22 protein-coding genes are annotated in these 11,348 nt (G+C 50.9%); all 22 read left to right on the top strand.

Going from position 1 to position 11,348, the window contains the following annotated elements; all coding sequences use genetic code 11:
• Positions 1-202 precede the first annotated feature (202 nt).
• The 22 genes from rpsJ to secY all read left to right on the top strand — a co-directional run bounded on the left by rpsJ (position 203) and on the right by secY (position 11,322).
• A complete protein-coding gene (gene rpsJ / locus HXT34_RS05010; protein WP_003808013.1) occupies positions 203-511 on the top strand; it encodes a 30S ribosomal protein S10 in 309 nt (102 codons plus the stop codon).
• Positions 512-527: 16 nt separating this feature from the next.
• Entirely contained in the window at positions 528-1,178 is a 651-nt protein-coding gene (gene rplC, locus HXT34_RS05005) for a 50S ribosomal protein L3 (protein WP_004105519.1), read from the top strand.
• 5 nt (positions 1,179-1,183) lie between these two features.
• On the top strand, positions 1,184-1,849 hold the full coding sequence (gene rplD / locus HXT34_RS05000; protein WP_415687902.1) for a 50S ribosomal protein L4: 666 nt from the start codon (positions 1,184-1,186) through the stop codon (positions 1,847-1,849).
• A 5-nt stretch (positions 1,850-1,854) separates the two neighbouring features.
• Complete coding sequence (gene rplW / locus HXT34_RS04995) at positions 1,855-2,151, top strand: 50S ribosomal protein L23 (protein WP_004105515.1); 297 nt, start codon at positions 1,855-1,857, stop codon at positions 2,149-2,151.
• A 34-nt stretch (positions 2,152-2,185) separates the two neighbouring features.
• Positions 2,186-3,016, top strand: a complete 831-nt coding sequence (gene rplB, locus HXT34_RS04990) for a 50S ribosomal protein L2 (RefSeq protein ID WP_116712248.1) — start codon at positions 2,186-2,188, stop codon at positions 3,014-3,016.
• 15 nt (positions 3,017-3,031) lie between these two features.
• The gene (gene rpsS / locus HXT34_RS04985; RefSeq protein ID WP_004114357.1) at positions 3,032-3,310 is read left to right on the top strand and encodes a 30S ribosomal protein S19; all 279 of its coding nucleotides are present in this window, start codon (positions 3,032-3,034) and stop codon (positions 3,308-3,310) included.
• A 16-nt stretch (positions 3,311-3,326) separates the two neighbouring features.
• Positions 3,327-3,686 carry a 50S ribosomal protein L22 gene (rplV, locus tag HXT34_RS04980; protein ID WP_004105510.1) on the top strand — a complete coding sequence of 120 codons (360 nt, stop codon included), beginning with the start codon at positions 3,327-3,329 and terminating at the stop codon, positions 3,684-3,686.
• 2 nt (positions 3,687-3,688) lie between these two features.
• Positions 3,689-4,507 (top strand): 30S ribosomal protein S3, encoded by an 819-nt coding sequence (gene rpsC, locus HXT34_RS04975; protein WP_004574090.1) that lies wholly within the window; start codon positions 3,689-3,691, stop codon positions 4,505-4,507.
• A gap of 4 nt (positions 4,508-4,511) precedes the next feature.
• Positions 4,512-4,931 carry a 50S ribosomal protein L16 gene (gene rplP, locus HXT34_RS04970; protein WP_004109684.1) on the top strand — a complete coding sequence of 140 codons (420 nt, stop codon included), beginning with the start codon at positions 4,512-4,514 and terminating at the stop codon, positions 4,929-4,931.
• Positions 4,931-5,182, top strand: a complete 252-nt coding sequence (gene rpmC, locus HXT34_RS04965; RefSeq protein WP_004105502.1) for a 50S ribosomal protein L29 — start codon at positions 4,931-4,933, stop codon at positions 5,180-5,182. The genes rplP and rpmC overlap by 1 nt, the downstream gene beginning before the upstream one ends.
• A 2-nt stretch (positions 5,183-5,184) precedes the next feature.
• Positions 5,185-5,451 carry a 30S ribosomal protein S17 gene (gene rpsQ / locus HXT34_RS04960; protein ID WP_004114365.1) on the top strand — a complete coding sequence of 89 codons (267 nt, stop codon included), beginning with the start codon at positions 5,185-5,187 and terminating at the stop codon, positions 5,449-5,451.
• Between the two features lie 91 nt (positions 5,452-5,542).
• Complete coding sequence (gene rplN, locus HXT34_RS04955; RefSeq protein ID WP_004574089.1) at positions 5,543-5,911, top strand: 50S ribosomal protein L14; 369 nt, start codon at positions 5,543-5,545, stop codon at positions 5,909-5,911.
• Between the two features lies 1 nt (position 5,912).
• Positions 5,913-6,248 carry a 50S ribosomal protein L24 gene (gene rplX / locus HXT34_RS04950; protein WP_004105501.1) on the top strand — a complete coding sequence of 112 codons (336 nt, stop codon included), beginning with the start codon at positions 5,913-5,915 and terminating at the stop codon, positions 6,246-6,248.
• Positions 6,245-6,817, top strand: a complete 573-nt coding sequence (gene rplE, locus HXT34_RS04945) for a 50S ribosomal protein L5 (protein ID WP_004109679.1) — start codon at positions 6,245-6,247, stop codon at positions 6,815-6,817. The genes rplX and rplE overlap by 4 nt, the downstream gene beginning before the upstream one ends.
• A 1-nt stretch (position 6,818) precedes the next feature.
• Positions 6,819-7,004 (top strand): type Z 30S ribosomal protein S14, encoded by a 186-nt coding sequence (locus tag HXT34_RS04940; protein ID WP_003808046.1) that lies wholly within the window; start codon positions 6,819-6,821, stop codon positions 7,002-7,004.
• A gap of 86 nt (positions 7,005-7,090) precedes the next feature.
• Positions 7,091-7,489, top strand: coding sequence for a 30S ribosomal protein S8 (gene rpsH, locus HXT34_RS04935; protein ID WP_004105495.1), 399 nt, complete (start codon positions 7,091-7,093; stop codon positions 7,487-7,489).
• Between the two features lie 16 nt (positions 7,490-7,505).
• Positions 7,506-8,045 (top strand): 50S ribosomal protein L6, encoded by a 540-nt coding sequence (rplF, locus tag HXT34_RS04930; protein ID WP_004105494.1) that lies wholly within the window; start codon positions 7,506-7,508, stop codon positions 8,043-8,045.
• A gap of 1 nt (position 8,046) precedes the next feature.
• Positions 8,047-8,418: a 50S ribosomal protein L18 gene (rplR, locus tag HXT34_RS04925; protein ID WP_004109670.1), complete on the top strand. Its 372-nt coding sequence runs from the start codon at positions 8,047-8,049 to the stop codon at positions 8,416-8,418.
• Complete coding sequence (gene rpsE / locus HXT34_RS04920; RefSeq protein WP_004574087.1) at positions 8,415-9,143, top strand: 30S ribosomal protein S5; 729 nt, start codon at positions 8,415-8,417, stop codon at positions 9,141-9,143. The genes rplR and rpsE overlap by 4 nt, the downstream gene beginning before the upstream one ends.
• On the top strand, positions 9,143-9,325 hold the full coding sequence (gene rpmD, locus HXT34_RS04915) for a 50S ribosomal protein L30 (RefSeq protein WP_421784663.1): 183 nt from the start codon (positions 9,143-9,145) through the stop codon (positions 9,323-9,325). The genes rpsE and rpmD overlap by 1 nt, the downstream gene beginning before the upstream one ends.
• A gap of 2 nt (positions 9,326-9,327) precedes the next feature.
• Positions 9,328-9,783, top strand: coding sequence for a 50S ribosomal protein L15 (rplO, locus tag HXT34_RS04910; protein WP_004105490.1), 456 nt, complete (start codon positions 9,328-9,330; stop codon positions 9,781-9,783).
• A gap of 195 nt (positions 9,784-9,978) precedes the next feature.
• The gene (gene secY, locus HXT34_RS04905; protein ID WP_415683289.1) at positions 9,979-11,322 is read left to right on the top strand and encodes a preprotein translocase subunit SecY; all 1,344 of its coding nucleotides are present in this window, start codon (positions 9,979-9,981) and stop codon (positions 11,320-11,322) included.
• Positions 11,323-11,348 lie beyond the last annotated feature (26 nt).

Genomic DNA, 11,348 nt, shown 5'->3' with positions numbered 1-11,348 from the left:
TTAGTTGCCTGTTTTAAGGCTCGCATATTGTAATTAAAAAAAGCGAGCGCGGAAGCAAAAACTTTGAATCGAAATCTTTTTGTATGAATAGGTTTTTGATGCCGCGCACTGATGTGGAATTACCCTAAGGGTTTATTCTCGCCGGTGCCCTTGAATTCAGGTTGGTAAACAGTAAACGAATCGCTAGAAAGGGCGGACGGCAATGGCGGGACAGAAAATCCGCATCAGGCTTAAGTCCTATGACCATGAGGTCATCGACCAATCGGCGAAGAAAATCGTCGAGACGGTGACGAACGCGGGCGCCACAGTAGTGGGTCCGGTTCCTCTGCCGACCGAGAAGAACGTGTTTGTTGTTATCCGTTCTCCTCATAAATACAAGGATTCTCGCGAGCATTTCGAGATGCGCACTCATAAGCGCCTCATTGACATCGTAGATCCAACGCCAAAGGCTGTGGATTCTTTGATGCACATTGACCTGCCTGCGGATGTAAACATCGAGATCAAGCTGTAGGAAGGGGGAGAAAGTAATGTCGCAGAATAAGAATCGCACTGCATTGCTCGGCCGCAAGCTGGGTATGTCGCAGGTTTGGGATGAAAACGGCTTCTTCGTCCCCGTAACTCTGGTTGAAGTTGCTACTAACGTAGTTACCGCTGTAAAGACTGTAGAGTCTGACGGTTATTGCGCAGTACAGCTCGGTTATGGCCAGATTGATCCTACCAAGGTGACTAAGCCATTGGCTGGTCATTTTGCAAAGGCTGGTGTAACTCCTCGTCGTCACCTCGCTGAGGTGCGCACCGAGAACGCAGCAGATTATCAGCCAGGTCAGGAATTGACTGCTGAATTGTTCGCTGAGGGTTCTGAAGTAGATGTCACTGGCACTACCAAGGGTAAGGGCTTTGCTGGCACTATCAAGCGTTGGGGCTTCAAGTCCTATCGCCGTACTCACGGCTCGCACAAGAACGAACGTCGCCCAGGTTCTGTGGGCGCTTGCGCAACTCCAAGCCGCATTTTGAAGGGCAAGCGTATGGCTGGTCGCATGGGTCATGTGACTTCCACCGCGCTTAACCTCACCATCGTTTCTTCGGATGTCGAGAACGGCATTCTCGCTATTAAGGGCGCTGTTCCAGGTCCTAAGGGCGCAATCGTTCTCGTCCGTTCGGCAGTGAAGGGAGCCTGATAATTATGGCAAACGTAACTCTGAACGTCACTGATACTAAGGGCAATGCAAGCGGAACCGTTGAAGCTCCTGCTGAAATTTTCGGCATCTCCAACGAAGACGTTTTAGCTCACGGCCCACTGGTTCATCAGGTCGTAATCGCTCAGCTTGCTGCTGCTCGTCAGGGCACCCATGCTGTGAAGAATCGTGCTAATGTTTCCGGCGGCGGTAAGAAGCCATGGAAGCAGAAGGGCACCGGTCGTGCTCGCCAGGGTTCCATTCGTGCTCCACAGTGGGTACATGGTGGCGTTGTTCATGGTCCAGTTCCTCGTAAGTACGATCAGCGCACCCCGAAGAAGATGAAGGCAGCTGCTCTTCGTTATGTTCTTTCGGATCGTGCAAATGCTGGACGTATTGCTGTAGTTGACTTTGGTATTAAGGATGTTCCATCCACCAAGACAGCTGTTTCAGCACTTACCCCTGTGACCAATAACCAATTCACTACTGTTGTTCTTTCTCGTGAGAACATCAATGAGTGGATGTCTGTACGCAACATTCCAACTGTTCACGTGATCTTCGCTGATCAGCTCAACACTTACGATGTTGTTACAGCTCAGTACGTCGTCTTCTCCAAGGAAGGCTTCGAAGCCTTCGTTGCTGCTAAGACCGAGCCTGTCGTTAAGGAGGCCTGATTTAAATGGTCGCAGTCCATAACCCAGCACATGACGTAATTCTTAAGCCAGTTGTTTCTGAAAAAAGTTATGCAGCTTCTGATCGTGGTCAGTACACTTTCGTAGTGGCTCCAGATGCTAACAAGGTTCAGATCAAGCAGGCTATCGAAGAAATCTTCAAGGTCAAGGTGACAAACGTTAACACTTTGAACCGCGCTGGCAAGTTGAAGCGCTCTCGCACCGGTTTCGGCCGTCGTGTGAACCAGAAGCGCGCTATTGTCACCGTGGCTGAAGGTCAAACGATTGACATCTTTGGTAACTGAAGGCTAGCCGAGAAAAGTAAAGGAATACTATATTATGGCTATCCGCGTTTATAAGCCGACGACTGCAGGCCGTCGTAACGCTTCGGTTTCGGATTTTGCCGAGATCACGCGTTCTACGCCTGAAAAGTCGCTGGTACGCAAACTCAGCAAGACTGGTGGTCGTAACTCTTACGGCCGCATGACTTCTCGCCATCGCGGCGGCGGTCACAAGCGTCAGTATCGTCTCATCGACTTCAAGCGTTGGGACAAGGATGGCGTGCCAGCAAAGGTCGCTCATATTGAGTATGACCCTAATCGTTCCGCTCGCATCGCTTTGTTGCATTACGCAGACGGTGAGAAGCGTTACATTATCGCTCCTGAAGGCATTGCCCAGGGTGATGTTATTGAGACCGGCGCTCAGGCTGATATTAAGCCAGGTAACAACCTGCCTCTGAAGAATATCCCAACCGGTACCGTGGTTCACGCAATTGAGCTTCGTCCACTTGGTGGTGCGAAGATTGCTCGTTCCGCTGGTGCTGCTGTTCAGCTCGTCGCTAAGGATGGTGCTTATGCGCAGTTGCGTATGCCATCTGGCGAAATTCGTAACGTGGACGCTCGTTGCCGCGCTACTGTTGGCGAAGTAGGTAACTCTGATCACGCCAATATCGAGCTTGGTAAGGCAGGTCGCGCACGTTGGCTTGGTCGTAGACCAATCACCCGAGGCGAATCCATGAACCCTGTGGACCATCCACATGGTGGTCGCACCCGTGGTGGTAAGCCACCAGTTTCTCCATGGGGCAAGGGCGAGGTTCGTACACGTCGTCCAAAGAAGGCTTCGAACAAGATGATTGTTCGTCGTCGCCCGAATGGTAAGAACCGCAAGTAAGGGAGTGTCGAATAGATGACTCGTAGCATCAAGAAGGGCCCTTTCGTCGACGCCCACTTGCAGAAGAAAGTCGACGAGCAAAACGACAAGGGTACGCACAATGTCATTAAGACTTGGTCGCGTCGTTCGATGATCACTCCTGATTTCATTGGACACACCTTTGCCGTACATGATGGCCGCAAGCATGTGCCGGTATTCGTTACCGAAGCCATGGTTGGTCATAAGCTCGGTGAGTTCGCCCCGACCAAGACCTTTAAGGGTCATGTGAAGGACGACAAAAAGGCACGCCGCTAAAGGAGAGTTAGGACACATGGAAGCTAAAGCAATCGCTCGTCACGTCCGCGTGACGCCGCGCAAGGCTCGCCGCATGGTCGACCTCATCCGAGGCAAGCGTGCAAGCGAAGCTATTACCATTTTGAAGTTTGCTCCTCAGGACGCATCATTGCCGGTGCGCAAGGTTCTTGAAAGCGCGATCGCTAACGCTCGCGTTAAGGCTGAAAAAGCCGGTGAACCATTCCGTGAGCAGGACTTGGTCATCAAGGAAACCTATGTGGACGAGGGTGTAACGCTTAAGCGTTTCCGTGCTCGTGCACAGGGTCGCGCTGCGCGCATTAACAAGCGCACAAGCCATATCACTGTTATCGTCTCGCTTAAGGAAGGAGCCCGCTAAAGATGGGTCAGAAGATCAATCCTTTCGGCTATCGCCTGGGCATCACCGAGAATCATCGCTCTAAGTGGTTCTCTGACTCCAACAAAGCTGGCGAGCGTTATCGTGACTTCGTCCTTGAGGATGACAAGATTCGCAAGGAAATGAGCCATGACCTCGAGCGTGCTGGCGTATCTCGTATCGTTATCGAGCGCACTCGTGATCGCGTTCGTGTAGATATTCACACTGCTCGTCCGGGTATTATCATCGGTCGTCGTGGCGCTGAAGCTGAGCGCGTTCGCGCAAAGCTCGAGAAGCTCACAGGCAAGCAAGTACAGCTCAACATCTTCGAAGTGAAGAACGCTGCACTTGACGCTCAGTTGGTTGCTCAGGGAATTGCGGAGCAGTTGACAAACCGTGTTACATTCCGTCGTGCTATGCGTAAGGCACAGCAAGATGCAATGCGTGCAGGTGCCAAGGGTATCCGTATCAAGCTCTCCGGTCGCCTTGGTGGCGCCGAAATGAGCCGCTCTGAGTTCTATCGCGAGGGTCGCGTTCCACTGCAGACCCTTCGTGCCTTGATTGATTACGGCTTCTTTGAAGCTAAGACCACATACGGCCGTATCGGCGTAAAGGTCTGGATCTACAAGGGTGATATGACCGAGCGTGAGTTCGAAGAGCAGCAGGCTCAGCAGGGTAAGCGTGAAGGTCGTCGTGGTGGCGATCGTCGCCCACGTCGTGGCGCACGTCCTGCTAACCAGCAGAAGGCTGCTGAAGCACAGGCTGAAAAGCCAGCTGAAGCTGCAGCTGCTGAAGCTCCTGCCGCAACGGAAACGAAGGAGTGAGCAGATGCTTATCCCAAAGAGGACTAAATATCGTAAGCAGCACCGTCCTACCCGTAGCGGCATGTCTAAGGGTGGCACCGAGATCGCTTTCGGCGATTTTGGTATTCAGGCGCTGGCTCCGGCTTACATCACTAACCGACAGATCGAGGCAGCTCGTATCGCAATGACTCGCTACATTAAGCGTGGCGGTCGTGTGTGGATTACGATCTTCCCAGATCGTCCATTAACCAAGCACCCGCTTGGTGCGCGAATGGGTTCCGGTAAGGGTGCTCCAGAATTCTGGATTGCCAACATCCACCCAGGACGCGTAATGTTCGAGATCGGTGGTGTTTCTGAGGACATCGCTCGCGAGGCTTTGCGCCGCGCTATCGATAAGCTCCCAATGAAATGCCGTGTTATTGCGCGTGAAGGCGGTGACATCTGATGCCAGTCGGAACTGCAGACTACACCATCAAGAATTTGAACGAGAAGACAAATGCTGAGATCGAAGGCTTCTTGAAGAAGTCTAAGGAAGAGCTATTTAACTTGCGCTTCCAGGCAGCAACTGGTCAACTCGAAAACAGCGCTCGCCTCAAGGCGGTCAAGCACGACATTGCCAGGATGTATACTATCCTGCGTGAGCGTGAACTCGGCATCAGCCAAGAGCCTGGCGCCACTGAGGTCAAGGAGAAGTAAGCATGGCTGAGAACCAAGAGCGCAACTTCCGCAAGGTTCGTCGCGGCTACGTCGTGTCCGAGGCCATGGACAAGACAATCGCCGTTGAGCTGGAGCAGCGTTCGACACACCCGCTTTACGGTAAAGTCGTTCGCTCCACCCGCAAGGTCAAAGCCCATGATGAACACAACGAGGCACATATTGGCGACCTCGTGAGTATTATGGAAACTCGGCCACTGAGCAAGACCAAGCGTTGGCGTCTCGACTCGATTATCGAGCGCGCCAAGTAAACAAGTTCGGCAAGGCTCCGCGCTTCACCTGTGTCTGCTAATGTGGTAGACACAGGTGAGTGGGGAGAACCAGCTCGGCTAAGGAGAATCAATGATTCAGCAGGAAACGCGGCTTCATGTCGCCGACAACACGGGTGCTAAGGAATTACTTGCCATCCGCGTGCTCGGTGGATCGAAGCGACGCTATGCCGGCATCGGCGACATCATCGTCGCCTCCGTCAAGGACGCGATCCCTGGCGGGTCGGTCAAGAAAGGCGACGTAGTTAAGGCTGTCGTCGTCCGTACTGTCAAGGAACATCGCCGTGTCGATGGTTCCTATATTAAGTTCGATGAGAACGCCGCCGTAATTCTCGGCTCCGGTCGTGAACCAAAAGGCACTCGTATCTTCGGACCAGTCGGTCGTGAATTGCGCGATCAGCGCTTCATGAAGATTGTGTCCCTTGCTCCGGAGGTGATCTGATATGGTAGCCAAGATTAAGTCCGGCGACCAGGTGAAGGTCATTCGCGGCAAGGATCGCGGTAAGGAAGGCAAAGTAGTTCGTGTACTAGCCGATGACCGTTTGATCGTAGAAGGCGTTCAGGTCGTTAAGAAGCACGTTCGCGCCACCCAGCAGGGTCAGCAGGCGGGCATTGTTTCGGTTGAGGCTCCAATCCATCGCTCTAATGTGATGGTTATTGATCCAGAGACCAAGCAGCCTACACGCGTTGGCGTGATTGTTAAGCAAGAGGCTCGTGACGGCAAGGTTAAGACCGTGCGCGTGCGTGTCGCCAAGAAGTCCGGAAAGGAGCTGGCATGACCGATACTACAGTTGAGTTGCCGGCAACTCCGCGCTTAAAGCAACAATACAAGGATGAAATCGTACCAGCCTTGGAGAAAGAATTCGGCCACACTAATCCTATGCAGGTGGCTCGCGTGCAGAAGGTTGTCGTCTCTATGGGCGTCGGCGCTGCAGCTCGTGATTCTAAGCTCATCGAAGGTGCGATTAAGGATCTCACTTTGATTGCCGGCCAGAAGCCAAAGGTAACTAAGGCAAAGAAGTCTGTCGCTCAGTTCCATTTGCGCGAAGGCCAGGCTATCGGTGCCTACGTAACTCTTCGTGGCGATCGTATGTGGGAATTCTTGGATCGTTTGCTCACTCTGGCTTTGCCTCGTATCCGCGATTTCCGTGGTATCAATGGCAACCAGTTTGACGGTCAGGGTAATTACAACTTTGGTCTTACGGAACAGTCTATGTTCCATGAGATCGATCCTGACTCGATTGATCATCAGCGTGGTATGGACATCACCGTGGTGACTACCACCAAGGACGATGTGGAGGCCAAGTCTTTGCTTAAGCACCTCGGTTTCCCATTCAAGGAGAACTGAAATGGCAAAAACCGCTCTGAAAAACAAGGCGGCCGCCAAGCCGAAGTTCAAGGTACGCGCTTATACGCGTTGCCAGGTTTGTGGTCGTCCTCACTCCGTGTATCGCAAGTTCGGTCTGTGCCGCATCTGCCTTCGTGAGAAGGCTCATCGCGGTGAGTTGCCGGGTGTTACGAAGTCCAGTTGGTAAATATCGACGCTGAAGGTCCACTGCTTGAAGACAAAGTTCTCATATAGAGGCGGTGGAAACCACGGCGAGAAAGGGCGTTAGCCCACATGACAATGACAGATCCAATCGCAGACATGTTGACACGTCTGCGTAATGCGAGCGCGGCAAAGCACGATACCGTGGAAATGCCGTACTCCAAATTCAAGGCGAATATCGCCGAGATTCTGAAGCACGAAGGCTATATTAAGGACTTCGCTGCTAAGGAAGCTAAGGTTGGACAGACGTTGGAAATTACGTTGAAGTATGGCTCCAATGGCCAGCGTTCTATCCAAGGCATCAAGCGCATTTCTAAGCCAGGCTTGCGTCGTTACGCAAAGTCTGATGCTTTGCCAATGCCTCTTGGTGGCCTCGGTATTGCTATTATCTCGACCAGCTCGGGATTGTTGACTCAGAAGGAATGCCTCGATCGAGGCATTGGCGGCGAAATCGTCGCCTACGTATGGTGAGAAAGGAGAGCTGAAGATGGCATCGCATATTGGTAAGCTCCCCGTCGACATTCCTGCAGGCGTGGAAGTAAAAATTGAAGGTCAGTCCTTCAGCGTCAAAGGCGCTAAGGGTTCTGATTCTTATGAAATTCCAGAGGGAATCACAGCAGCAGTCGCTGACAATCAGATTGTTCTGACTCCAGTTGACGATTTGCGCCCAACTCGTGCAAAGCATGGTTTGGCTCGCGCAATTGTTGCTTCTATGGTGAAGGGTGTGCATGACGGCTACACCAAGACTTTGGATATTGTCGGTACCGGTTATCGTGCAGTGATGAAGGGCAAGGGCATTGAGTTCTCGCTCGGTTATTCTCACACTATTACCGTTCAACCACCGGCAGGTATTGAGTTCGAGTTGCCAAATCCTAACCAGGTAATCGTAAAGGGCACCGATAAGCAGACTGTTGGCCAGGTTGCTGCCAACATTCGTAAGCTTCGTGCTCCAGAACCTTACAAGGGTAAGGGTATTAAGTACACCGATGAACGCATCCTGCGCAAGGCTGGAAAGGCTGGTAAGTGATATGAGCGTTAAGATTTTCGGTAAGGGTACCAAAGTCGCACGTTTGCGTCGTCACGCCCGTCTTCGTAAGCACATTGCCGGCACATCTGAACGTCCTCGTTTAGTTGTTTCCCGTTCTAACCGTCATATGGTTGCTCAGATTGTGGATGATACCAAGGGAATTACTTTGGTAAGCGCTTCCACTTTGACTGCTGACTTCGCTGGTTTCACTGGCACGAAGACTGAAGCTGCAACCAAGGTTGGCGAATTAGTAGCGGCTAAGGCGAAGGAAGCGGGTATCACCGCTGTAGTCTTCGACCGTGGCGGTAACAAATATCATGGTCGCGTCGCAGCAGTGGCTGAAGGCGCCCGTCAGGGAGGTCTGGCACTGTGAGCGACAACGAAAAGGAAACCCAAGTGGCTGAAGAAACTCAGAACACTCAGGCATCCGCTGAGGAGCGTAACGATGATCGTCGTTCTCGCCGTAACAAGGGCGAGGGTAAGCGCGGCGAACGTCGTAATCGTCGTGAAGAAAACCGTGGCGAAGAGCTTCTGGATCGCGTAGTTACTATTAACCGTGTTTCCAAGACCCACAAGGGTGGTCGTACCTTTAGCTTTGCAGCACTTGTTGTTGTTGGCGACGGTAAGGGCACCGTTGGTGTTGGCTACGGCAAGTCTCGCGAAGTTCCAGCTGCTATTGCTAAGGGTCAGCTTGACGCTAAGAAGCATATGTTCACTGTTCCACGCATTCGTGGTACCGTCACTCATCCAGTGCTCGGTCACGATGCTGCTGGTACTGTGTTGCTCCGTCCAGCTGCTCCAGGTACTGGTGTAATTGCTGGTGGTGCTGTGCGCGCTGTTATGGAATGCGCCGGCATTACGGACATCCTCACCAAGTCCATGGGCTCTGCAACTGCTGTAAACGTAGTGCGTGCTACTGTGGACGCTTTGAAGAAGCTCGAAGAGCCAGAAGAGATTTCTGCTCGTCGTGGTCTTTCTCTTGAGGAAGTTGCTCCTGATGCTTTGCTCCGTGAGCGTGCTGCCGGCATTGCCGAAGCTCGCAAGGCTCGCGAAGAAGCTCAGGCCGCCAAGGCATCTGAAGCAAAGGATGGTGAGTGATGTCAAATTTGAAGATCACTCTGGTGCATGGTTTAGTTCATACAACTGAGCGCCAGCGCGCGAATGTTCATACGCTCGGCATTCATAAGATTGGTCACAGCGTAGTTCGCGAGGACACCCCCGTCAATCGTGGCTTGGTTATGGCCGTTCGCCACTTGGTGAGCGTCGAGGAGGTCGACTGATTATGGCTAACGAAGAACCAATGCTGCATATGCACACGTTGCGTCCAGCTCCAGGAGCTAAGAAGGATCGCATCCGTGTAGGTCGTGGTGAAGGCTCTAAGGGTAAGACCTCAGGTCGTGGTGATAAGGGCACAAAGAAGCGTTATCAGGTTCGTCCTGGCTTCGAAGGTGGCCAGCTCCCACTGTACATGCGCTTGCCTAAGTTGCGTGGCTTCAAGAGTCCTTTCAAGAAGGAATTCCAAGTCGTCAACGTTGCAGATCTTGCTGAACTTTTCCCAAAGGGTGGCGAGGTTACTGTAGCTGACCTTATTACTAAGGGCGCTGTACGTGATGGCTATCCTGTAAAGGTTCTTGGCGATGGTGAATTGACTGTTGCTTTGACTCTTAAGGGTATGAAAGCTTCTGCTTCTGCTAAGGCAAAGGTTGAGGCTGCCGGCGGCTCCATCAGCGAAGAGTAGTTAGAAGCTACTTAAAGCTTGATGCAGTTATAAATCTGTAATAGTCCCTCTAGCATTGTCTAGAGGGACTATTTTTATCATCAAAACTCACCAATAGCCTATTCCAGTAGGTACCGTGAGTTAAACTATTGCCTCAGAGTTTGTTTTTTGCACTGTTGCGCCTAGGAGTGCGCGAAAAAAGGGAGGAAGACCCAGGTGAAAACGTTAATCCAGGCCTTCAGGACGAAGGAGTTGAGGAACAAGATCCTCTTCGTCTTCGCTATGATAATTATTTATCGTATTGGTTCATTTATTCCGATTCCGGGTGTGGACTATAAAGTTGTGCATGCTTGCACTGTTAAATTAGCTTCATCGAGCGAGAACTTTATTGGGTTAGTTAACTTGTTCTCAGGCGGCTCGCTGTTGCAGCTTTCTATTTTTGCTTTGGGTGTTATGCCTTACATCACTGCTTCCATTGTGATTCAGCTTTTGCGCGTGGTTATTCCTCGCTTCGAAGCTCTTCATAAGGAAGGCCAGTCTGGTGAAACAAAGCTTACGCAGTACACGCGTTACCTAACTATTGGATTGGCAATTTTGCAATCTACTACGATTTTGGTAACAGCACGTACGGGTGCTTTGTTTAATTATCAGTGCGGAAATAATATTATTCCAGACGGAAGCATGTGGAGCCTTATTGTCATGGTTTTGATCATGACTGGCGGCACTGGTCTTATTATGTGGATGGCAGAACTCATTACCGATAAGGGTATCGGTCAAGGCATGTCTGTCTTAATCTTTATGTCTATTTGCTCTGGCTTCTTACCAAAGCTTTGGGAGATTGGTTGGGGTACCAACGGTTCTAATGGCGATTGGAATAAGTTCGCTATTGTTGGTGGCGTTTTGCTTGTTATCCTCATATTTGTTGACTTTGTTGAGCTTGCTCAGCGTCGTATTCCTGTGCAATATACGCGCCGCATGATTGGACGAAAGATGTATGGCGGCTCTTCGACTTATTTGCCGTTAAAGGTAAATATGAGTGGCGTTATTCCACCAATCTTTGCTTCATCAATTCTTGCTGTTCCTACTCTTATTGCTCAGTTTGGAGATAAGAGCAAGGCTTGGGTGAATTGGATTGAAGCTAATTTGGCTAATTCCACTTCTGCTTGGTATATTGCGTTTTACACAGTAATGATTGTGTTCTTCTGCTTCTTCTACACAGAGATTACTTTTAATCCTGATGAGACTGCAGATAACATGAAAGAGTATGGTGGCTTCATACCAGGCATTCGCGCTGGCAGTGCTACGAGTCATTATCTTAGCTATGTTATGAACAGGTTGAATACTGTCGGTGCTATTTATTTGCTCTTTGTTGCATTGATTCCTACCGTTTTGATTATGGCTTTGCATTTGAATACAAAATTGCCATTCGGTGGTACAACAATTTTGATTATTGCTGGCGTTGGTTTGGATACGTTGCGTCAAGCAAAGGCTCAGACTGAACAATTCCAGTACGCTGGTTTCTTGTTCAAGCATGATGATCAAAAGCAAGTATCTAAGTAACTACAGTTAGCGAGCTAAGGAGATGA

The organism is Gardnerella sp. DNF00983 (assembly GCF_049244265.1).
GTDB classification, from domain to species: Bacteria; Actinomycetota; Actinomycetes; order Actinomycetales; family Bifidobacteriaceae; genus Bifidobacterium; species Bifidobacterium vaginale_J.
The sequence above is the reverse complement of the archived record's forward strand: the minus strand, read 5'-3'. Positions and strand labels throughout refer to the sequence as shown.